We start from the raw sequence: 20,707 nt of genomic DNA, 5'->3' as shown, positions 1-20,707 counted from the left end.
TAGTGTCCGAAAGATGGGTTGGTCGGTGGTCGATGCTACTCGCGCATAATGACGATAACAGCGACAGCAACGAGGGCGATGAGGGCCTTGTTCTCGGTCGTGAGCGGCGGGATTCCGCCGCCACCACCCCCGACCGATGCCTCTCGCGCTTCGATTTCGGCACGGAGTTCCGTTAGTTGACGTTGCATCTCCAGCAACTCCGAGGTGTTCGCCGTCTGGTAGACGTACTTGGTGGTGTTCTGTGTCTGAATCTTCGTGCCGTCCTTCGAGACCATCCCGTTGATTGTGAAGTCGGTGTTGTCGTCGAAGTCGATTTTCCTCCCGTCGGAAGCGGCGAGGAACACCGGTCCAGTGATGTTGGAGGTGTTGTACGTCGTGTTCGCGGTCCACGCGCCGCCGGGGGCACTTCGAGCAAGCACGAGGCCCTGATACGTCTGGCCTTGATAGGTGACGTTCATCAGCCCCGACGAGTTGAGGTTGGGCGTGTCGAAGCCCATCAGCGCGAGCGCGGCGGTCGAAGAGTAGAGCGACGAGTTATCTCCCGTCTCTGTTCCGTACTCGAACATCGCCGTATTCGCGCTGATAACGTCGGATGCGTTGATTTCGCCGGATTCGAAGTCGTCGTAGGTGGCATTGACGAAGTTGTCTGCCTCAGATTGGAGGTTGTCGTTGAGGGTCTGGAACCGAGGCCACGTATTGTAGTAATAATAGAAATCGGAGGCCTGAAGCTGGTCGTAGCTGGCATCTGGTCCCTTGATGAACGCCCCTGCGAGGTTGCCTGAGTAGTCGATGTTGGTTATGCCGATAGTCCCACTTGCGTCAGGACCGTTTCCATTCTCGACACGCCACAAGTGTGCTTGACGGGTAGACCCATTCACAAGCGTCAGGGTCTGGCTCTCGACAGATGCAGGAAACGACCGGTCTGGGTTTGTATCACCGGGGTCGTTGAACGTGATGTAGCCAAGCGAACCAGTCGAGATTCCATCCTCTTGCTCCGCCTGTTGGTAGAGCGTCCAAATCTGTCCCTGCGAAACATTCCATTGCTCGATGAAGTTGATTTGTCTTGTGGCGTAGTAATCGGCTATCGCTTCTTTCGCGGCTACTCTCGCTTGTGCCTTTGAAGAACCGTTTTCATACGCTTCAGCGACAGCAACTTGGGCCTTCATCCATGCGACAGACTGCGAATCGTTGAGGTAGTTCCCATACGTAGATTTGAATACCTCCTCCTGAGCTTTCACCGAAGTACCCGCACTATAGATGTCGGTCTTCGTTTGATTCGCGTCGGACTGTTCCATCTCCTCGATGGCGCTGTTCACCTGATACCGCGTCGAACACGGGTTGTCTGCGTTCCCATCGAACGGCTGGAAGTTGAGAATATCGTAGATAAACCCGTCGAGCGTCGAACACTGGTCTCCGGTCGCGGCCCCGACAGGGGCGACGGTCGAAGTCGTGATGAGCATCCCGACGAGCGCGAGGGCGGCCGTCTGTTTGCCCATGACCTTGACCCCGCGAGGGGCGGCGTCGAGCAGGGAGACGTGCGGCCGCCAGTCCATCATCGACACTCGGAGAGCGACGAAGACGGCGGCGACCAGTCCGACCGCGAGGGCGGCCGGCGTCTCACCGTGGACCCCGGCGAGGTAGGCGGCGGCCACCGAGAGACCAACGGCGGCATAGGTCGATGCAAGTCGGAGCATCAGAAGTCAGTCCTCCTTGAGCGCGAGATAGCCGCCGATTCCGACGACTGCAATCGCACCGATTCCGATACCACCGGAGGAGCCACCGAAGAAGCCGCCACCGGACGAGACTGCCGCGACCGTCCCCACGTCGAGGGCAGACGAGTCAATCGCCGATGCAGTCCCGAGCACTTCGACGCGGTAGGTCGAGACGTTCGTCGGGTCGAGGGCATCGAACTCGTAGAGTTCGGTTGTCCCGTCCGCTGCAGAGATCTGCACGCGGTCGACTTCGGTCTCGTTACCGTCAGCGTCGACTTCGAAGACCGCGACTTCGACGGGTTCGGAAGCAGTCGCGGTGTCGTTGTCCAACTCGACGTAGAGACTCCGCGTGTCGTTCGTCACGTCGATGGTCTGGTTTGCGAGCGAGTCGTTGCCGACGCTCGTGAAGTTCGCTGAGTCGGTCGTCACAGTCGCTGCACCGAGACCGACGAAGGCGACTGCGGCGACAGCTGCGACCAGAAGACCGACGAGCGCGAGGGTTGCGCTGCCGCGCCTCACGACTCGAACACCTCAACGAAGCCGAGCTTGTCCGCGATGACGACACCACCAGCCACGCCGACCGCGATAAGGCCAGTTTCAACGCTCCCACCGAGCAGATCCGACAGGAGCGTGATGTCAGTCGCGGCCGACAGACCAGCGTCGAGCGATCCGACGCCCGCGCCGATGATTGCGACCGTTTCGAGATCGAAGTCGTCGAGATCGAGGTTCATAGCATCCACCCGATCGCCATCTGTGCGGTGAGACTCACAGCGACGTAGCCGACGCCCCAGAGGTCCTGCGACTGCACGAACGAACTCACGTCACCGAAGAAGACCCAGCCGACCAACAGGCCAACCGAGGCGACGATGCTGTAGTAGTAGTAGTTGTCGAGCTCCTGCGCCTGCTGGTGCAGGTTGGACAGCTCGGCGTTGTCGTTCGTGAGGATGGTGACGCCGAGCGCGACCAACGTGAGGAGCGTCGCCAGCGTCACGTCGTTGCCCGCGAGTTGGAACGCCACGTCCGAGAGCGTCACGTCGAACAGCGACCACGATGCGATTCCTGCCATTGCCGTCGTCCCGATGAACGTCGCGACGAGCGCCGCGGCGTCCTCCGGGTCGAACTCCATTACGGACATGATACGGTGATGGCGGCCACCCGGCACGTCGTATCATTCAGGGTTTTGGCTACGGGAGGACCACAGCAGGAACATTTTTATCTAGGCGGGTGGCCCGCCCCGTGTACAATGTTCCGCAAACTGTGCGATCGAGAAGGTACCCCAACTGTATCGCTCGACAAGGACGAGCTACGGATGGACGGCGTCCTCGACGAAGATGGAGTAGTCCCCGACGATCAAGAGATGCACATTCAGCGGGTTGGGAAGCGTTCGTACCTCGTGCGCGCAGTCGATTCCGACGGCATCCCGGAGCTCGACGAGGTGTTTCAGTAGGCCGTTTCAGACGGGCGCTCACTATGATGACTCTACTCAACCGCTTCACAGACCGAGAAAAGATACTGACCACCCTCAGCGCCTCGACGATGTTCGTCACGGGTGTTTGGGTCGGTGTCTGGATTGTTCCGAGCGCTGCCCTCGATGTTCCGATGAACTCGCACTTCGACGGCAGACAGATGGTCAACACACCAGCGTACCAGCCCGTTCCGACGTACCTCCCGGTGCTCTCGATTCTCGTCGTTGTCTTCGCCTTGTACGCCGCGAACCACTTCTACTCGAGAGAGTCACCACCCGAACTCGCGGCAACTGATGGAGGTGAGGACCATGACGAGTAGAGACTACTCAAGACACTCCGGTAACCCCGTGCAGACCCCTTCTCAATCCCGCCCCCACGGGGTTGCCCACGAATGTATACACCATCCTCGATGTATGCACCTTCACCACCGTCGACGACAGTCACCGTGCATAGATTCGAACCGTTTCGACCAAGTGGCTGGCACGGTCGCGGTCATGGGTCACCCGAAGTATAAGAAGAGTCGACGCTCATTCACCCGAGATGCACGCAAATCGACCCCCGGTGCATACGGTGATTCATAAATGACCAAGCGAACTAGCCTGAAGCTCACCGACGAACGGCAGCTGTTGTTCGACAGAGCGAGTGAGATCGTGGCGCGAGATACATCGGACGACCCGCCCCGGAGCGACGTGATCGACGCGGCACTCACCCACTTGATTGAGAGCTACGAGAATCTCGAGGGTGTTCGAGACGAGTATCCGCCTCAGACAGTGAAGCAGTGCTGTAACACGTCGGTTTTGGGGATGCGGTATCGGACGAGTTTGGAGAGTCGGTGGCGTTAGAATCTGCGTTCAAAAGAATAGAAATTCTGAATTTGATAAATAGTATTTTGGCTGATGGTTTAATAGACTGATATACTTCCGAATATCGACTATGACGGACTATATTAAAAGAAAGTACGCCGTGCTAGGTTTCGCAGTCGTCTTGATTGCCGTTATCATGATGGTCATCGTTCACCACGTTTCATTCTGGTATTCGTCGACTTTCGATTCTCAACAAGCTCGAATCAGTATTCAGGCGATGGGGGTTGCGCTAAATACATTTCTAACCGTCATATTGGTTCTTGGGTATATCCGCATGATTGACGTACAGCGTGACCAGCAAGAATTGATGGAAAAAGAGCTCATTGCTGTAGTTGAAGAAAACAGCTCGTCCGGTAGCAGCGAATACGGGCCTGATAATCAGAAGATAGCATATCCACAATACAATATTGAGCTCTCAAATACCGGTGAAGGATTGGCTCGAGGGCTGACTGTTGAATATCTCGTGGAGTACAACCAAGACAAGGCAGATCTCGTATTGTGTTCCGCGAAGCGTCCTCTACAAAGAATGAGTGGGCGAGGAAAATCGGCGTCTGGGGAAGGCGGTGTTTTGAAACCTGACAAGACTGAAGATTTCCGAGCACCTGTTGAGCTCAATCTCGGAAAAGAGGATAACCCGATTAGCATAGACACGGCAGTTGAGGAACTGAAATCGGATGGTGTCGATCAAGTCTATCTTGGGTTCAAAATCGAGTACAAGAGTCTCTCTGGAGAGGCGGGTGAGTTATTTGCTCAGGGTAGAAGAATCCAGACAGATGGGTACGATGGCTTTGAGGACGCAATGGCCTCGTCACATAAATTCCAATCTAGCAATCTTCCTCAAAACGGGTTAGTCAAATAGATAGTCTAAATCGTCCAAGCTAGTCTGGTTCTTATTACCTTCAAATCGGCTCTTTTCTTTCACCATATTGTCGAGGTTCTCACCTAGGACACCTCTTTTCTGTTTTATATAATCGACAACTCGATATTCATCAATGGCCGGCTTTAATCGCTCAGTTTCTAACGACTGTTGTTCACTGTTCAGTAGGATGCTGAGTCGACTGGAGTCCTGTGGTCTATTGACGATTCTTGAGATGTCTAACTCAGTACTGCTCGGGAGGTTTGCTCGAAGGTCATCGTATAGGAACTTATCGTAAGTATACTTCTCTGGCTCAAATACCTGGAAGGTGTCTGGCCCTGTTTTATCGAAGAGGTGGGGGGGTAAATTCCCCCCAATATGTTTGTCTCCGAGTATATCGAACCCAAAGCCGAATGTCAAGAAGTCAGATGCTGGCTTAAGATCGAGAGTTCTCTTTTTTCGACCTCTGTTAGCATTGAGGCTGTAGAGAAAAACGTCCTCTTGCATTTTTTCCATCGCGATACGGCGCATGAGTGGAGTAACCATATCCGACAGCTGGGTCTCAGCAGTCACCATTTTCCCGTTAAAATCGAAACAATACGCACGAATGTTGTTGTTGATGTAAATATCAATTATTTTGTTTGTGAACTTCCACGGGAGCGGAGGAAGTGTCCCCATCAGTGGCTTTTCGTTCAACTGGAGAGAGATCTCGATGAACTTCTTAACATTTTGTTTGTATGTATCGAAATACTTCGATGAGGTTCCCCTATTGTCCTCTTTTATTTTCTCCAGAAGGTCAGTCATTAGTGGAATAACGACGAAGTCAGAGGTAGATTGGAGGAAGTCAGAGAGGTACTGGAGGTCCGTGTCAGAAAGTGGTTTCACAGAGGTGACTTTGGGAATTATGACGTTGATTTCTCCAGTCTTAGTTTTGTTCCGGGCTGTTTTGATTTTCTTTTTTAGCGGAGAACTGTAGGTCTCCTGCGCTTTTCTCAGGTCCTCTGCAGACACCTCGAAATATATCTCGTTAACACCACGTGCTGTTGTTGCGATCGGATCCTTGCTGGTTAATTTTCGGATTGGGATGGCTTTGCTGGGTGTATCGATAGTCTTAGAACCCACCCTGATTGTCTTGTGAGTGAACAGCGTGTCATCGTCGACGTTCCTGACATTGACCCGAAGATTCGCCATATTGTTAAGTGTCTAGGAGTATACGTTTATATATCCAAGGGGAAGCATGCATATCGGAAATCCAGACCCTCCGAAGGAAGTTGTAGAGAGAGCCGAGAGTCTGGACAATGCACAGAAGATTTTCCTCTTATTACTTGATGCAGAGGGAGGAGAAGCAGTTCCAGGCAACCTCTGGCTTCAGAAAGAGCTGTTCCTAATCGCAAAAAATCTCGAACCTCTTGAGAATTACTTATCTTTCGAAGCTCATTATCAGGGACCCTACAGCGATCAAGTAAAGGACATTATTGAAAACCTGGAGTACGAAGGCCTAGTTCAGAAGGGAAGACGGAAATTCTCACTCACAGAGTCTGGCAAGGAAGTTGCTACTGTGCTTCGTCGTGCGGCAGCGGATGAGCTATTAGACTTAATACACGACACCAAATCGCTTGCGAATGACCTGAGCAAGAACGAACTCTTGGTCTATATCTATTACACTTACCCAGAGATGACCTCTGAATCTCTCGAGTTGGACGAGGTAGAAGCTAACCGAGAGGGTTTAGCTCGGAGTCTCTACAGTCGCGGGAAAGTAAGTGCTGAGAAAGCTGCTGAGTTAGCAGGAGCAGACACCGTCGATTTCATCCGTAAGATTCGTGCATAGGATAATTCCTGATGTTGAGACCATAGTTGGCTGGTCAGATAGTCATTCGTTTGACGACCTCTATACTGCTATCCAATCTTGTGGCTGTGTAATCACACTTCCTCAGAGAACTGTGGATATTCTCGAAGGAGGACAGCTGGCAGATAGGGAATTCATCAAAAATGCCGATGTCAAGAAGTGCGACGAGAAAGTCTTCTTGAGAAAAGAAGCCAGACATTTTGAAGCAGGGACTTCAGCAATTGCCGCAATTTCGCTCTCAAGCGAGTTTGACACGGCCACGTTCTGCGTTTCGGATAGCCAAGAAGTCCAAGAAGCGTTTGAAACTGCGGGAGTCGATTACTGGAATACAGTCTACGTAGGAGCTCATCTAATGGATCAAGGAACGATGGATTTCGAAGAAACTCAGAGGGTAATTGGAGAACTTCGAGATGAGATTGATAGTATCCCTCCGAATTATACTGCGCTTCTTAGGAAAGAGACTGCTAGTTCACCCGTCTGATTAATTTCCTTCTCACATCTGTGTAGCGTTTAGCTCGTCTAACTCTACCCTATACCAGCCCACCAGCTAGGCCGTACTCTCTCAGGAGGTCGTGGTCTTGGAACCGGCCGAATCAAACCCGCATTTACCTTCCCTTCGAGATACAGTTGACCCCACACAGTAATCTCGAACATATCGGCGCTCCGCTCGTCGATGAACGGCGACGCCAATCCCGCGTGACACAATACACGACACCGCTCTCGAATCTGGTGAAGCGTCGTCTCGCGGCCAATCTCCCAATGGATCGTCTCTGGCGAACCCCAGCCGTGCTCGAGGAGATACTCGAGAATCCGATCATCCCAGATGGTCATCCAGTCGCCTGACTTCCGCATCTCAGATTGAGTCACGCGGACGCAGAACCCTCTTCACCATTCTCACCGTTCAGCTCTTCAGCGCTGAGTTCACCTTCGAGATAGCTTTCGCCGGTAGCCGTGATGACGTAGACACCATTACCGAGGTGCTGGAGTAGCCCCTTCTCGTTGAGCTTCGAGAGCCGCCGTGAGAGCGACGAACGAGATACCTGGAAGTATTCGGTGTCTTTCATCGCGGCGGCGCTCGCCGACTCGTGTTCCCGTGCCCACTCGAGGATTCGGTCGTCCCATATCGTCATCCACGATGCAGACTTTCTCATTACGTGTACGTATACGCTGGTTTGGTCTATTGCCGACGAATAGTGCTTTAGCAATCCAAACATCTGTTCTCAAACTAACGGTGCATTTATGCACAGTTAGTGTTATGGTAGACTCACGGAACCCTGAGAGACACCGTCGGCTGGAGATGATTTTTGTAGGCCCTGAGCGCGGTGGGTCCAGCACCGCTCTCAGGAAGGGTCCGTCAATAGCCATGACGGAAGCCAAAACCACGGGTGTTACCACCCGCATAGCGACCGATGCAGCACAGTTTGATAAGGGCGACGAGTCCACGTGTGAGGTCTGTCTCCTCCGCCCGGCGGTCGGCGTCGATGCCGAGACTCGCCTGAGCGTCTGTCGGAAGTGCGCGGCGCTGGAGGTCGACAGATGAGCCACTCCGCGTGCAGGCGTCCCTGCCGCGCGTGTGGCAGACTCCGCGGTCTCGACGACGACGGTCATTGTTCTGAGTGCCGCCGCGTCGAACGTCAGCTCGTGACCGACGGCGGGCAGGCCGATTCTACTCGTCCTGCGTTCATCGATCCGCTGACCGAGTGGGTTGAGTGTCACTTCTGCGGGCGAGTTCTGGAGCCAACGGAGTGCGACGGCTTCGATCTCTCGACCGAAGACGAGTATTATCCGCGAATGGTTCCGGTCTGCCCCGAGCACGACGGAGGATGCAGATGACGTACTACCCAACGTGTGCGGTCTGTCGGATGGAAGTCGATCCGTCTGAGGACTACGTCTCTGTCGAAGCGGAGTACAGGTTCACCGCCGACCGGAACGATGTCGACGACTACTACCTGCATTGGCGATGCGCCATGTCTGTCTTCGACGGGTGGGGTGAGCCATGAACGGACCCTCAGAACTCAAGCCCCGCGAGGCCGTTCGTCGCTATCTTGACCGTCGTGGGACGGAACTCTCGGAGTCGAGCATCAAGACCTACAGATACCGGCTGAAGCTCTGGGTCGAATGGTGTGAGGACCAGAATATCGAGCGCGTCTCTGACCTGAACGGGTGGACGTTCGAGCAGTTCGAGGCCTTTCGCGCCGGTCAGGGTATCGCCTCACCCACTCTCCATGGTGAGATGGAAACGCTACTCGGGTTCATCGAGTACCTCGAGCGCATCGAGGCGGTCGAAGACGGTCTCTCGAAGAAGGTCCACGTGCCGAGTGTCCCGATGTCGGAGCGGTCGCGGGACACGATGTTGGTTCCCGACGACGCGCTTCGATTGCTTCGGCACTATCGGTCACACAGCAGCGTCCGCGGAACTCGGTTCCACGCGGTTCTCGAGCTCGCGTGGCACACGGGCGCTCGTCTCGGTGCCCTTCGCGGACTCGATCTACGCGACTACTACCCCGATGAGCAGTACGTCGAGTTCGTTCACCGGCCGGAGTCTGAGACGCCGCTGAAGAATCAGATGAATGGTGAGCGTACGGTTTCGCTCTTGCCGGAGGTCGTCGAGTCGCTGAACACCTACATCAAGAAGTTCCGGCCGGATGGCCACGACGACTTCGGTCGCTCTCCGCTGTTTGTGACGCATCACGGAACTCGTATCTCGAAGAACGGCTTTCGGGGGTGGATGTATCAGGCGACGCAACCGTGTGTTGCTGGTCCGTGCCCGCACGAGTACGAGAAAGATTCCTGCGAGTTCGCGGGGTCATACACGCAGGGTAGCAAGTGTCCGTCTTCTCGATCACCACACCACATTCGAACGGGGTCGATTACGTGGCACAGAGATCGCGGGTTCCCTGCGGAGGTGACCGCGGAGCGCGTGAATGCGTCTCAGGAGGTTATTGAACAGCATTACGACAAAGCGTCCCAGCGCGAACGGATGGAGCTGCGCCGCCGTCCTCACCTGGACAAACTCCGGATTGAATGAGTCATGAGTAGGTACATCTCAGTTCGACCGATAGAGGTAGTGGAGAGTCGGCTACTGATTGGTAAGGACAGCCCGGGCGGTCCCATACCCATTAAAGGCAATTTGGCTAATTTCACCGATTTCAACAGCCAACAGCGGTGGTTGGCATGATGCTCCTATTCACCGAGGCGAAGCCTCGGGAATGCGAGCATTGCGGGTGCCACGTCACCCGCGATTTCTCGGCGCACCAGCGAGTTGAGAAGTCCAGCAGAGCATATTTGTCAGTAACAGATGTCACCTTCAGAAACACAAACTACAATCAGTCTTCGGGAGAGAATTGCCCTTCTAACCCATTCGTAAAAACACACTGTTGAAAATAATAGAATTTTGTATACTCAACTGCCATTAGGGCCACACCCCCACATATATGGAGAAGAAATTCCTACCAGTCAAGAAGACACAGTAGGTGTTCAGTGGGACTTCGAAGCAGAGGATATAGAGAAAGATGTCAGAGAGATGGATGTCAATTTGAGCCAAAGCTATAGTTTTGAAGTGATTCACCAATGTGCAGGTCCAGAGCTCATATACAGTGACACGCCAGACATAGATATTGAGCGGACAATTGAAATTGTAAAAGATAATTGAATATGAAATAAAACGGTATTTCGCCCCCTCTTCATTATTTATATTTTGTTTATCAAATATCATTTAGTGATCCTGTGCTGAGAGGACGTGAGATACAGAAGACGTATATTCGTGACAATTAATTGAACAATAATGCCCTCCAGACGCCAATTCATCGCCACAGCTGTCGGAACCGTTCCGCTTGCTGGCTGTTCGCTACCCCCCGATGAGAGCGGGAATATTGAGGTTGGGAACCTCACAGAACAGAAAATCTGGGTCGAGATTACGATACGACGCGATGGCGGACTATTTTCGAATCCCAAGCAAGTATACCGTAACAGAACCCAACAACTACCAGCGCACGGCTATCGCACAACTCAGACAGACGTTGTTCGCCCGGGAACGTACGACGTACAGGTCGAAGCGGAACAGATGGAAGAGGATGAACGCCCCCCAACGCAGTACGAAAGACCAGGAACGTGCCCAACGCAGTACGCAATGGGAAGTAACCGGAGAGAAAGGTCGATCTCTCATCATCCACATTCTAGATGGATTCGAGATAGAATTTTTCAAACAGTAATCGCCATCCGTCACCGCGGAACCCCCAAATAACAGCAACAAGACTTTTGCGACGAGCGGGAATCCCCTCAATCAAGGTGAATATTCAACCCCTCGATGTCCTCGGCGGGGTCATGTTCCTCGCCGGTCTCGCGGTCGTGACCGGCGTGGTCGCGTCCGCGGTCGCCCCGGGACAGCGCCTCGGCGTCGGTGCCTCGCTCATGGTGCTCGGAACGGCCGCCGTCGCCGGCCCGCGTATGTATCAAAAAGCCCTCGAAACGACGAACTAACCGGCATCGACCCCCGGCCGACCCGTTTTCGGGTCGAGTTTGCGGTCGCGCTCGCGGAGTCACCGCCGCTTCTTTCGGTACCAGAACCGACAGCCGACGAGCGACTCGCCGGCGTCGATGTCGAGCCGGCTGAGAAACAGGTCGCGGACCGCGAGAGTGACGACCAGTTCGACTGAATCGTCTCCCTCGCGTCCGTTCTCGGCCGGGCGCGCGCGGACCACCCAGTGACCGTCGCGTTCGGCGACCGACTCGACGACGCCCTCGGTCCAGCGGTCGCGGTCGTGGGTCGGTTCCCTCGCGTGGATTCTGTCGTGAACCATCGCCTACGCCGCCCTCACGGCCGCACCGGTGACCGCGCTCCGAGTGGTTGCGTTCCTGTCGGCCTCGCGTTGTTCGGTCTCGTTCGTCCGCTGGACGACGTAGCGCTGGCCGACCATCGGGTCCAAGAGGCTGTCGACCGGGGCGCGGTCGTCGGTGAGAAGCGGCACGTCGTCGGTCGGTTCGTCGTTCCGGTAGGACGTGAGTTCGGCCGCGAGGTCGATGCCGATGTCGCGCCGCTCGTTGCGCGCCTGTAGCTCCTCGGCCGTCACGAGCGTCTCGTCTTTCGTCGCCACCACCTCGATGTTCTGGACGACGACGCTCCCCGCGGTGGGGAAGCTGTACACCTGCGGGTAGACCGACCGCATCGTCTTGTACTCCGCGCGGTAGAACTGCGAGGCCGGGCCGCTCGGCGCGGAGATGACGTTGGCGAACAGGACGCCGTCCTCGTCGAGGCGGTCCGAGGTGAGTTGCATGAACTCCTGTGTCGTCAGCTGAAACGGGACCTTGTCCTTCCGGTAGGCGTCGAGGACGATGAGGTCGTACGTCCGGTTTGTCTCCCGGAGGTACTGCCGGCCGTCCATCGTGTGGACGTTGAGCCGCGGCGACTCCTCGACGCCGAAGTACTCCTCGGCGACGGAGACGACCTCGGGGTCGAGTTCGACCACGTCGACGGTCACGTTCGGGTACTGCTCCAAGAACACGCGCGGGCCGGTGAACCCGCCGCCGCCGACGAACAGCACGCGGTCGATGTCGTCCGAGAGGAGGAAGGGGACGTGGAAGTACGAGGTGTAGTCGAAGACGTGCCGCGTCGGGTCGTCGAGGTCCATCGCGCTGTGGGGCTGGCCGTCGAGATAGAGCGTCCGCGTCCCGCCCGCGTCGGCGACGCGAAGCTCCTGATAGGCGGTCTGGGTGTGGTAGACGGTCGTGCCGCGAGAGTCGAGGCCGATGCCGCCGGTCAGCGACGCGAGGACGAGGATGGCCGCGATGCCGACGCTCCAGACCGCCTCGTCGCGGCCGATGTTCGGCCGGGCGAGCGCGAGCGCCGTCACGACCGAGACGAGCCCGAAGACGAGCCCGATGTTGGTGACGCTCAGAGACGGGATGAGGAAATAGGTGGTAGCGAACGCGCCGATGATACTGCCGACGGTGCCGACGGCGTAGACGTGGCCCGAGGCCGCGCCCACGTCGGACCGCCCGGAGAGTTCCGCCGCGTAGGGGCTGATGAAGCCGAGGAAGTAGGTCGGCGGCCCGAACAGAAGCGTGATGGCGGGGAGCGACGCGAACCGGCTCGGGACGGGGAGTCCGGCGGTCGACTGGATGAACAGGTCGCCGAGGAGAATGACGCCCGCGATGTAGGCGGCCGTGCCGATGAAGACGCGGGCGAGCGCGCCGTTCGACGCCCGTTCGGCCCGCTGTCCGCCCCGGTGATAGCCGAGGCTCAGCGCCGCCAGAAAGACCCCGATAATGCTCCCCCACGTGTAGATACTGCTACCGAACTCGGGAGCGACCATCCGCCCGGCGAGAATCTCCAACCCCATGCTCGTGACCCCGGAGACGAACACGGCGAGTTCGGGCCGCGTCATCCGGAGCCACGAAGAGGATGAGGGCGTCGATGCCATGTCAGTACGCCAAGGGACGCGACCGTATTAATTCATGCACGGCGGCGAACCCGTTGCGGGGCGAGGCGACGCCCGCCGACGAGCCGGCCGAACGCTCGCGTCCAAACGTCCAAACGCTCTTAGCCGATGAGGAGACCACGCCGGTCCGTGTCCTCTCTCGTCGCCGCGTCCGACCTCGCCCGCGCCGCGTACTGCCCGCGACAGCTCTACTACGCCCGCCGCGACGACGACCGAGCGCCGCCGGCCGCAGTCGCCGGCGTTCGCGCGCTCGCCTTCGAATACCCCGACCTGCTCGACGCCAGCGACGACGCGCTCGCGGCGCGGCCGATTTCGGTGTCGCCCGCGACGTACCGCGAGCGCCTCGCTCGACTCCGCGAGCGCGACGACTGGGATGCGCTCACCGACCCCGTCGCCCGCGACGAACTCCTCGCGGGGAAAGACTGCCGCGGCGTCGCGCACAAACTCGTTCGCCCGACCGACGACGAGAGCGAGCGACCGCCGGAGCCGGTTCCCTCGCTCGTCTCGCCGGGCGAACCCCCCGAACGCGGCGTCTGGGAACCCCAGCGCGTCAGGGCCGTCGCGCTGGCGAAGGCGCTCGCGTGGGAGCGCGAGGCGTCGGTTCCGCGTGCGCTGGTCGAGTACCCGGCGGTCGGCGTCGTCCGAACGGTCAGGCTCACGACACAGAACAAGGCGGCGTACCGGCGGGCGCTCCGCGTCGCCCGCGACCTCGACTTCGTCCCGTCGCGACTGCGCGACTCCGCGAAGTGTGAGTCGTGTGCCTACCGGGAGCGTTGCGGGGTGAAAACGTGGTCGCTGTCGTCGTTGCTCGGTCGGTGATAGGTCGTCGCCGAGAGGGACGCTACGCGTCGGCGGCGTGCTCGTCGAGCCACGCCTCGATGTCGTCGGCCATCGAGCCGCGGCGGTGGACGACGCCGCGGCCGGGGTCGACGACGGTGCTCTCGGTTCCGGGGGTCGTCCCGCCGTCGAGGACGACGGCGACCGCCTCCCGAATCTCGTCGGAGAGCTGTGAGGGGTGGGTGATGCTCCCGGTTCCGGAGCGGTTGGCGCTGGTCGCGGTGACGGGCGTCCCGGCCGCCCGAAAGAGAGAGCGCGCGAGTTCGTGGTCGGGGACGCGGACGCCGACGCGAGCTTTCCCGGCGACGAGCGCGTCCGGCAGGCTGTCGCGTCGCTCCACGACGACCGTCACCGGGCCGGGGAGGAACCGACGCATAAAGGCCTCCTCGCGGTCGTCGGCGACGACGAACTCCAGCGCGGCGTCCACGTCGGGGAAGCCGGCCGAAAGCGGTTTGTCTCGGTCGCGGCCCTTGATGTCGAAGACGCGTTCGACCGCGTCGGCGTTCGTCGCGTCCGCGCCCATGCCGTAGACCGTCTCGGTCGGGTAGACGACCGCCTCGCCGCGGCGGACGGCGTCGGCGGCGCGCTGCACGTCGTCGTCGCTCATGTTCGAACTGACGCGCAACGGGCGAAAAAGCGTGACGAAAGCGTGACGAAACGGCGATTCCGCGCGTGGACGAGCGCGCGGTCGGCGCGGCGGGGTCGAGAGACCGACCCGCGCGTCGTTTCGGCAGACGAGTCCGGCTACAGGTCGTCGAGGGCGTCCGCGATGCCCTCGTAGTCCGGGAAGTCCGGCCACTCGTCGGAGACCCAGCGGTACCGGACCGTTCGGTCCTCGTCGAGGAGGAACACGGCGGGGCGGTGTTCGGTGACGCCGGCCATCCCGTCGAGGTCGTGTTCGAGGTCGTAGTCGGCCGCGACGCCGGCCGCGGGGTCCGAAAACAGGCGGGCGTCCACGCCGCGCTCCTCGAGGAACGACTTGTGCTCGTAGGGCGACGAGATGGAGACGCCGACCGTCTGCACGTCCGCCGGGACGCCGCGGTCGCGGAGCTCGTTCCAGACGTACGTCGCGGGGAACGCGCCCGCCATCGTGTGGAACACGAGGAGGACGGGCCCGTCGTCGGTGAGGTCCGACAGGGAGGCGTCCTCCCAGAACTCCGCGTTGACCAGCGGCCGGGTGAAGTCCGGGGCGGTGTCGCCCACGGACGGCGCGTCGTGGTCGGGCAGGGAGACGACGTCGAACTCCGGCATCAGGCTCCCTCCCCGTAGGTGTGTTCGAGGTACTCGACGATGTTCGCCGACTCGGACATCGTGACGCCGGTGTTGTCATCGACGATGGCGGGGACCGAGCGCTTGCCCGAGACGCGCTTGACGACGTTTCGGTCGGAGTGCATCGGCTCGACGAACCGCGACTGGTAGGCCAGCCCCTGCTCGTCGAGCGTGCGGACGACCCGCTCGCAGTACGGGCACGCCTGCAGTCGGTACAGCGTAATCGCCGGTTGCTCGTCGGACATGGGGAGCTGTTGGGAAGAGCGTCGCCTAAGCCCTTCGCTCGCGGGCATCCGCGCCGCAATATCGGGTCGGCGGGCGACTCGGCGAAGGCGACCGAGGCGTTGAGCGAGGGGGTTCGAGGGCAACTCTTAATTCCGGTCCCGCGCAAGACAACGTAGTTACATGGGTTTGCCGCCGCTACAGTTACCACCAGCCACGACGCTCGCGGCCGCACAGGTCTCGAACATTCCGCTGGACGACACGACGATAACGGTCCTCGGCGTAATCGGAATCATCGTCCTGATCGGTCTCTCGGCGTTCTTCTCCTCGTCAGAGATCGCGATGTTCTCGCTTGCAAAACACCGCGTCGACTCGATGGTCGAAGACGGTGTGCCGGGTGCCGAACGGGTGAAGGCGCTCAAGGACGACCCGCACCGGCTTCTCGTGACCATTCTGGTCGGAAACAACATCGCGAACATCGCGATGTCCTCGATATCGACCGGGCTACTCGTCTTCGTCGGCTTCCAACAGGGCGAGGCGGTCGCGATCGCGACGTTCGGGATAACGGCGGTCGTCCTGCTGTTCGGCGAGAGCGCGCCGAAGTCCTACGCGGTCGAAAACACCGAATCGTGGTCCCTCCGCATCGCGCGGCCCCTGAAATACGCCGAACTGCTGTTGCTCCCGCTCGTCGTCTTCTTCGACTACCTGACCCGCGTCATCAACAAGGTCACCGGCGGACAGACCGCCATCGAGACGACCTACGTCACCCGCGACGAGATTCAGAACCTCATCGAGACCGGCGAGCGCGAGGGCGTCATCGAGGAGGAAGAACGCGAGATGCTCGACCGCATCTTCCGGTTCAACTCGACCATCGCGAAGGAGGTCATGACCCCGCGCCTCGACATGACCGCCGTCCCGAAGGACGCGACCATCGACGAGGCCATCGAGACGTGCGTGCAGGCCGACCACGAGCGCGTCCCCGTCTACGACGGTAACCTCGACAACATCATCGGCATCGTCAACATCCGGAACCTCGTCCGCGAGAAGTACTACGGCGAACGCGGCGTCGGCATCGCCGACATCGTCTCGCCGACGCTCCACGTCCCCGAGTCGAAGAACGTCGACGAGCTGATGGCCGAGATGCAGGACACGCGGATGCAGATGGTCGTCGTCATCGACGAGTTCGGGACCACGGAGGGCCTCATCACCCTCGAAGACATGGTCGAGGAAATCGTCGGCGACATCCTCGAAGGCGACGAAGAAGAGCCGTTCGAGTCGGTCGACGAGAACACCTACCTCGTCCGCGGCGAGGTCAACATCGACGAGGTCAACGAGATGCTCGACATCGAACTCCCCGAGGGCGAGGAGTTCGAGACGCTCGCCGGCTTCATCTTCAACCGCGCCGGCCGCCTCGTCGAGGAGGGCGAAGAGATCAGCTACAACGACATCATCATCCGCATCGAGCAGGTCGACAACACGCGCATCATGAAAGCGCGCATCCAGACCAACGCGGGCATCGAAGCCGCCGACGGCGACGGCGACGAAGACGGAAACGGCGGCGACGAGGAAGCGGAAGTCGAACCCGACACCTGATAGGGCGACCCGACGAACCCGATTCGTTCCGACCGCCGAACTCGACTCGACTCGACTCGACTCGTCTCGTCTCGACGCCCGACCGAACTCGTTTTCAGACCGTTGGTCCGCCCCGGTTCAGCCGAGGAGCGTAAAGGAAAGAACCACGAGCACCAGCGACGCCAGCGCGAGAACCACCAGTCCGGTCGCGTCGGCGGTGCCGTCGCCGAGCCGTCGCGCCCGTCCGCGGAAGCGAATCGCCAGCGCGAACGCGCCGAGGCCGACGGCCCCGAAGGCGAACCCGCGGAGCGAGATGCCGGTCACGACCGCCATCCCGACGTGGTAGACGCCGAAGACGGCCCAGAGCGCGGAAACGAGGGTAGCGAGCGCGACGCGGAGCGCACGGACGTTCACACACCGAGTACGCTCGACACGAGCGTAAAGACGCCGTAGCCCAGTCCGAGCGCGAGGGCGAGCGAGCCGACCCACGCGAGGACGGTGTACAGCATCTTCCGCCCGGAGACGCCCGACCCGCCGGCGGCGTAACCCGAGCCGATGATGGCGCTGACGATAATCTCGTTAAAGGAGACTGGGACGCCGAGGGCGACGGCGGTCTGGGCGATGGCGAACGAGGGAATCATCGCCGCGATGGAGCGCCGCGGCCCGAGCGAGGAGTAGTCCTGCGCGAGCGCCTTAATCATGCGCGGCGCGCCGGTCCACGACCCCGCGAGGAGGCCCAGTCCGCCGCCGACGAGGAGCGCCGGAAGCGGGACCGTGACCGCGTCGAGAAGCGGGACGAGCGGCCCGATGGCGAGGCCGACCTGACTGCCGCCGGCCGAGAACGCCACGAGGCCGCCGAGAACGAGCAGGAAGCGCCGCTGGCCCCGGGTCTTGTCGGTCGTCACCCACCGGCCGACCACGGCGGCGGCGGCGAGCGCGACGAGGAGCGAGGCGGCGACGAACCAGACGGTCTCCCCGAGGCCGGCCATCCCGGTCAGTTCGACCGCGGCGGCACGGGCGACCGAGGCCGACCCCGACGCGCCGCCGAGCCCCGCGAACTCCATGTTGGCGACGAGCAGGCCGACGATTCCGGCGAGCGCGGGGACGGTCCACTGCTCGGAGACGGCCTCTGCCCGGAGGAGTCGGGCGGTCGCGTACGACGCGCCGCCGCCGACGAAGGGCGTGAGCACCCACAGCGAGACGATTTGTTGGTACTTCGCCCACGCGGGGTCGCCGCCCATGGCGAGGCCGACGCCGACGACCGCGCCGGTGACGGTGAAGGCGGTGGCGATGGGGTAGCCGGCGAAGACGCCGATCGCGACGAGCACCGCCGCGGTGAGGAGCGCGACGACCGCGGCCCCCGCGGTCAGCGTGACGCCGCCGATGAGTTCCGTCCCGACCGCGTTGGTGACGTTCGCGCCCTGCAGGAACGCCCCGGCGAAGCCCAGCAGGCCGACGATGAAGCCCGCGCGCATCACCGAGATGGCGTTGGCTCCGACGGCGGGCGCGAAGGGCGTCGACCCCGACGACCCCGCGCCGATGGCCCACGCCATGAACAGGCTGGCGAGCGCGGCGACGACGAACGTGGCGAGCGTCGCGGCGGCTACCACGGGGCGACCCCCCGGCAATCGTCGGCGTCGGCTGTTGTCCCGTCCATCAGCGGCGGCGGGCCTCGTCGTAGCCCTCGCTCAGTCCGAGGAGCGTCCGACGGACGAGGAGATACCCGAAGAAAACGAAGAGCAACAACGCGACGAGCAGGCCGACGAACACGGGATTCCCCGCGAGAAAGTCGACGAGGCCGTCTACGACCAAAGGGTCGGTCATGTGGGTGGGTTCGGCGGGCACGAGGTATAGCAATTTCGGCGAGGCGTCGTGAAAGAATACGAACACTCATGGGAAGCGGCGAGTAACGCCGATTCGATGGCCGACCTCATCCCCTCCAGCCCGGGCGACCCGGACGACGACCGGGCCGACCGAGACCCCAAGGTCATCGGCCTCGACAGCGACGAGGCGGACGACCTGCTCGGCGCGCTCTCCTCGTCGACCGCCCGGTCGGTCCTCGCGTCGCTCCACGAGTCCCCGGCGACGCCCTCCGACCTCGCCGCCGAAGTCGACACGTCCCTCCAGAACGTCCAGTACCACCTCGGCAACCTCTCGGAAGCCGACCTCATCGAGGTCGCGGACACGAGGTACTCCGAGAAGGGCCGCGAGATGAACGTGTACGCGCCCGCGGACCGAGCGCTCGTCGTCGTCGCCGGGCGCGAGGACGAGACGAAGGGGCTGAAGGGCGCGCTCACGCGCCTCATCGGCGGCGTCGGCGTCCTCGGCATCGGCGCGGCCGTCGTGAACCGACTCGCCCGAACCGGGTCGGTGCTCCCGTTCGGTTTCGGCGCCTCGGGCGGCGGCGCGGACGGCGCTGGCGGTTCCGAAGCCGGCCAGAGCGGCGGGGCGGGAAGCGGACTCAACGCGACCCATCAGGCCGATGCGGCCACCACGACCGCGGCGGCCGAGCCAACGTCGACAGCGACGCGGACGGCCACGGAGACGGCGACGACGACCGACGGCGGCGGGTTCGGCATCGCCGAGGTGACCACGACGTCGGATCCGACGGCGCAGACCGCGGAGGCGACCCGGACGGCGGTCGAGTCGACGCCGACGGTGACGGAGGCCGCGCGGACCGCGACGGAGACCGCGGCCGCGACGCCGACGCCGGTTCCGGACACGCCGGTCGCACAGACGGCCACGGAGACCGCGGCACAGCTCACGAGCGGGTCGAACGGGCTCGCGGGAGCAATCGGGTCGCTCTCGCCGGGGGCGCTGTTCTTCCTCGGCGGGCTGACCGTGCTTCTCGCGTGGGTCGCGGTGGGCGTACTGCGTGACTAAAACGGCTGTTTGAGCTTACGGTGCGTATTTGATACCGTCACCCGTAGGAGTGAGTACGAGGTCGCGCGTGGCCCCCAACGGCGACGGGACTACCATCCGTTCCCCTGCCCCTCACCCCGTCGTCCGCGTGGCCTCGGACTACCCTCAACAGACCCGCTCGGGTCTGTTCCCGCTGATTCTTCCGGCCCTCCACCGGACCTCGCCCCGCTATTCGTCGGGGACGATGCGGAACGTCTCGAAGGTGTCGCCGTCGACCGTGACGAGTCGCCCGCGGAGTCCGCCGTCCGGCAGTTCCTCCAGTTCCGCGTGGGCCTTGCGGTTGCCCCGCGGTTGGGCGTGGCTCCCCGGGTTGAGGAGCGGAATCGGCCCGGTGCCGTGGAAGCCCGGCCGGTGGCTGTGGCCGAAGATGACCGCGTCGGCACCGCGCTCGCGGCCGAACATCGACAGCGCGGTGTTCCCGCCGCGGCGGGTGTGAGTCACCGCGAACTCGACGCCGCCGTAGGTGACGTTCCGCGCCGCGGGAATCCGGTCGCGTATCTCTGAACCGTCGTTGTTGCCGTACACCGCGAGGAAGCTGTCGGCCTCGTCGATGAACGCGTCGAGGACCGACTCGCGCATGAAGTCGCCCGCGTGGACGACGAGGTCGGCCTCGCGGACCGCGTCGAGGGTTCGGTTAGTCAGTCGATGACCGTCCGTGCTGTGGGTGTCGGAGACGACGACGAGCATGCGCCGGGCTAGGGGCCG

General features: G+C 60.8%; 29 protein-coding genes. 14 read left to right on the top strand and 15 right to left on the bottom strand.

Going from position 1 to position 20,707, the window contains the following annotated elements; genetic code table 11:
• Nucleotides 1–35: 35 nt before the first annotated feature.
• Genes IEV64_RS06350 through IEV64_RS06335 form a run of 4 tightly spaced genes read right to left on the bottom strand, consistent with a single transcriptional unit; the run spans nt 36 to nt 2,838 of the window.
• Nucleotides 36–1,694, bottom strand: a complete 1,659-nt coding sequence (locus tag IEV64_RS06350; RefSeq protein WP_144858834.1) for an Env/VP5 family phage fusion protein — start codon at nt 1,692–1,694, stop codon at nt 36–38.
• Between the two features lie 6 nt (nt 1,695–1,700).
• On the bottom strand, nt 1,701–2,231 hold the full coding sequence (locus IEV64_RS06345; protein ID WP_115802080.1) for a hypothetical protein: 531 nt from the start codon (nt 2,229–2,231) through the stop codon (nt 1,701–1,703).
• Nucleotides 2,228–2,443 carry a hypothetical protein gene (locus tag IEV64_RS06340; RefSeq protein WP_115802079.1) on the bottom strand — a complete coding sequence of 72 codons (216 nt, stop codon included), beginning with the start codon at nt 2,441–2,443 and terminating at the stop codon, nt 2,228–2,230. The genes IEV64_RS06345 and IEV64_RS06340 overlap by 4 nt, the downstream gene beginning before the upstream one ends.
• Nucleotides 2,440–2,838: a DUF8023 family protein gene (locus IEV64_RS06335; RefSeq protein ID WP_008576937.1), complete on the bottom strand. Its 399-nt coding sequence runs from the start codon at nt 2,836–2,838 to the stop codon at nt 2,440–2,442. The genes IEV64_RS06340 and IEV64_RS06335 overlap by 4 nt, the downstream gene beginning before the upstream one ends.
• Nucleotides 2,839–2,955: 117 nt before the next feature.
• On the opposite strand from IEV64_RS06335, the gene IEV64_RS06330 reads away from it, so the two are divergent.
• From IEV64_RS06330 to IEV64_RS06320, 4 genes are all read left to right on the top strand, one after another.
• Nucleotides 2,956–3,159 carry a DUF8053 family protein gene (locus tag IEV64_RS06330; protein ID WP_042664053.1) on the top strand — a complete coding sequence of 68 codons (204 nt, stop codon included), beginning with the start codon at nt 2,956–2,958 and terminating at the stop codon, nt 3,157–3,159.
• Between the two features lie 23 nt (nt 3,160–3,182).
• Nucleotides 3,183–3,497, top strand: a complete 315-nt coding sequence (locus tag IEV64_RS06325; protein ID WP_188423461.1) for a hypothetical protein — start codon at nt 3,183–3,185, stop codon at nt 3,495–3,497.
• 262 nt (nt 3,498–3,759) lie between these two features.
• Nucleotides 3,760–4,020 carry a DUF7386 family protein gene (locus IEV64_RS20105; protein ID WP_425433187.1) on the top strand — a complete coding sequence of 87 codons (261 nt, stop codon included), beginning with the start codon at nt 3,760–3,762 and terminating at the stop codon, nt 4,018–4,020.
• 91 nt (nt 4,021–4,111) lie between these two features.
• A complete protein-coding gene (locus tag IEV64_RS06320) occupies nt 4,112–4,900 on the top strand; it encodes a hypothetical protein (protein ID WP_188423460.1) in 789 nt (262 codons plus the stop codon).
• Here the strand turns inward: IEV64_RS06320 and IEV64_RS06315 are convergent.
• Entirely contained in the window at nt 4,889–6,088 is a 1,200-nt protein-coding gene (locus tag IEV64_RS06315) for a hypothetical protein (RefSeq protein WP_188423459.1), read from the bottom strand. The genes IEV64_RS06320 and IEV64_RS06315 overlap by 12 nt on opposite strands.
• A 46-nt stretch (nt 6,089–6,134) precedes the next feature.
• Between IEV64_RS06315 and IEV64_RS06310 the strand changes: the two genes are divergently transcribed.
• On the top strand, nt 6,135–6,725 hold the full coding sequence (locus IEV64_RS06310) for a UPF0175 family protein (protein ID WP_188423458.1): 591 nt from the start codon (nt 6,135–6,137) through the stop codon (nt 6,723–6,725).
• Between the two features lie 112 nt (nt 6,726–6,837).
• Nucleotides 6,838–7,224: a hypothetical protein gene (locus IEV64_RS06305; RefSeq protein ID WP_188423457.1), complete on the top strand. Its 387-nt coding sequence runs from the start codon at nt 6,838–6,840 to the stop codon at nt 7,222–7,224.
• A gap of 382 nt (nt 7,225–7,606) precedes the next feature.
• Here the strand turns inward: IEV64_RS06305 and IEV64_RS06300 are convergent, their stop codons facing one another.
• Nucleotides 7,607–7,873 (bottom strand): hypothetical protein, encoded by a 267-nt coding sequence (locus tag IEV64_RS06300; RefSeq protein ID WP_004045377.1) that lies wholly within the window; start codon nt 7,871–7,873, stop codon nt 7,607–7,609.
• A 233-nt stretch (nt 7,874–8,106) separates the two neighbouring features.
• Between IEV64_RS06300 and IEV64_RS06295 the strand changes: the two genes are divergently transcribed.
• The 5 genes from IEV64_RS06295 to IEV64_RS06275 all read left to right on the top strand — a co-directional run bounded on the left by IEV64_RS06295 (nt 8,107) and on the right by IEV64_RS06275 (nt 11,222).
• The gene (locus IEV64_RS06295; RefSeq protein ID WP_229722524.1) at nt 8,107–8,283 is read left to right on the top strand and encodes a hypothetical protein; all 177 of its coding nucleotides are present in this window, start codon (nt 8,107–8,109) and stop codon (nt 8,281–8,283) included.
• The gene (locus tag IEV64_RS06290) at nt 8,280–8,576 is read left to right on the top strand and encodes a hypothetical protein (protein ID WP_188423639.1); all 297 of its coding nucleotides are present in this window, start codon (nt 8,280–8,282) and stop codon (nt 8,574–8,576) included. The genes IEV64_RS06295 and IEV64_RS06290 overlap by 4 nt, the downstream gene beginning before the upstream one ends.
• Nucleotides 8,573–8,743, top strand: a complete 171-nt coding sequence (locus IEV64_RS06285) for a hypothetical protein (RefSeq protein ID WP_162471309.1) — start codon at nt 8,573–8,575, stop codon at nt 8,741–8,743. Before IEV64_RS06290 ends, IEV64_RS06285 begins: the two co-directional genes overlap by 4 nt.
• A complete protein-coding gene (locus IEV64_RS06280; RefSeq protein WP_188423456.1) occupies nt 8,740–9,771 on the top strand; it encodes a tyrosine-type recombinase/integrase in 1,032 nt (343 codons plus the stop codon). The genes IEV64_RS06285 and IEV64_RS06280 overlap by 4 nt, the downstream gene beginning before the upstream one ends.
• A gap of 1,259 nt (nt 9,772–11,030) precedes the next feature.
• Entirely contained in the window at nt 11,031–11,222 is a 192-nt protein-coding gene (locus IEV64_RS06275) for a hypothetical protein (RefSeq protein ID WP_188423455.1), read from the top strand.
• Between the two features lie 59 nt (nt 11,223–11,281).
• Here the strand turns inward: IEV64_RS06275 and IEV64_RS06270 are convergent, their stop codons facing one another.
• Nucleotides 11,282–11,542, bottom strand: a complete 261-nt coding sequence (locus IEV64_RS06270; RefSeq protein WP_188423454.1) for a DUF7861 family protein — start codon at nt 11,540–11,542, stop codon at nt 11,282–11,284.
• A 3-nt stretch (nt 11,543–11,545) separates the two neighbouring features.
• A complete protein-coding gene (locus IEV64_RS06265) occupies nt 11,546–13,162 on the bottom strand; it encodes a spermidine synthase (protein ID WP_188423453.1) in 1,617 nt (538 codons plus the stop codon).
• Nucleotides 13,163–13,309: 147 nt separating this feature from the next.
• Between IEV64_RS06265 and IEV64_RS06260 the strand changes: the two genes are divergently transcribed.
• The gene (locus tag IEV64_RS06260; RefSeq protein ID WP_007275480.1) at nt 13,310–13,999 is read left to right on the top strand and encodes a CRISPR-associated protein Cas4; all 690 of its coding nucleotides are present in this window, start codon (nt 13,310–13,312) and stop codon (nt 13,997–13,999) included.
• A 22-nt stretch (nt 14,000–14,021) separates the two neighbouring features.
• On the opposite strand, the gene IEV64_RS06255 is transcribed toward IEV64_RS06260, so the two are convergent.
• From IEV64_RS06255 to IEV64_RS06245, 3 genes are all read right to left on the bottom strand, one after another.
• Nucleotides 14,022–14,624, bottom strand: coding sequence for an L-threonylcarbamoyladenylate synthase (locus IEV64_RS06255; protein WP_188423452.1), 603 nt, complete (start codon nt 14,622–14,624; stop codon nt 14,022–14,024).
• A 137-nt stretch (nt 14,625–14,761) separates the two neighbouring features.
• A complete protein-coding gene (locus tag IEV64_RS06250; RefSeq protein ID WP_007275482.1) occupies nt 14,762–15,268 on the bottom strand; it encodes a redoxin domain-containing protein in 507 nt (168 codons plus the stop codon).
• The gene (locus tag IEV64_RS06245) at nt 15,268–15,531 is read right to left on the bottom strand and encodes a glutaredoxin family protein (protein ID WP_089779739.1); all 264 of its coding nucleotides are present in this window, start codon (nt 15,529–15,531) and stop codon (nt 15,268–15,270) included. Before IEV64_RS06245 ends, IEV64_RS06250 begins: the two co-directional genes overlap by 1 nt.
• A gap of 160 nt (nt 15,532–15,691) precedes the next feature.
• On the opposite strand from IEV64_RS06245, the gene IEV64_RS06240 reads away from it, so the two are divergent.
• Nucleotides 15,692–17,101, top strand: coding sequence for a hemolysin family protein (locus IEV64_RS06240; RefSeq protein ID WP_007275484.1), 1,410 nt, complete (start codon nt 15,692–15,694; stop codon nt 17,099–17,101).
• Nucleotides 17,102–17,218: 117 nt separating this feature from the next.
• Here the strand turns inward: IEV64_RS06240 and IEV64_RS06235 are convergent, their stop codons facing one another.
• From IEV64_RS06235 to IEV64_RS06225, 3 genes are read right to left on the bottom strand one after another with little or no spacing between them, the layout of a single operon-like run.
• Nucleotides 17,219–17,494 (bottom strand): hypothetical protein, encoded by a 276-nt coding sequence (locus IEV64_RS06235; protein ID WP_007275485.1) that lies wholly within the window; start codon nt 17,492–17,494, stop codon nt 17,219–17,221.
• Nucleotides 17,491–18,690: an inorganic phosphate transporter gene (locus tag IEV64_RS06230; protein WP_188423451.1), complete on the bottom strand. Its 1,200-nt coding sequence runs from the start codon at nt 18,688–18,690 to the stop codon at nt 17,491–17,493. Before IEV64_RS06230 ends, IEV64_RS06235 begins: the two co-directional genes overlap by 4 nt.
• A gap of 46 nt (nt 18,691–18,736) precedes the next feature.
• On the bottom strand, nt 18,737–18,904 hold the full coding sequence (locus IEV64_RS06225) for a DUF7859 family protein (protein WP_167321013.1): 168 nt from the start codon (nt 18,902–18,904) through the stop codon (nt 18,737–18,739).
• A gap of 96 nt (nt 18,905–19,000) precedes the next feature.
• Between IEV64_RS06225 and IEV64_RS06220 the strand changes: the two genes are divergently transcribed.
• A complete protein-coding gene (locus IEV64_RS06220) occupies nt 19,001–19,963 on the top strand; it encodes an ArsR/SmtB family transcription factor (RefSeq protein WP_188423450.1) in 963 nt (320 codons plus the stop codon).
• 207 nt (nt 19,964–20,170) lie between these two features.
• Here the strand turns inward: IEV64_RS06220 and IEV64_RS06215 are convergent, their stop codons facing one another.
• Entirely contained in the window at nt 20,171–20,689 is a 519-nt protein-coding gene (locus IEV64_RS06215) for a metallophosphoesterase (RefSeq protein WP_188423449.1), read from the bottom strand.
• Nucleotides 20,690–20,707 lie beyond the last annotated feature (18 nt).

Source organism: Haloferax sulfurifontis, from assembly GCF_014635105.1.
Lineage (GTDB): Archaea > Halobacteriota > Halobacteria > Halobacteriales > Haloferacaceae > Haloferax > Haloferax denitrificans.
The sequence above is the reverse complement of the archived record's forward strand: the minus strand, read 5'-3'. Positions and strand labels throughout refer to the sequence as shown.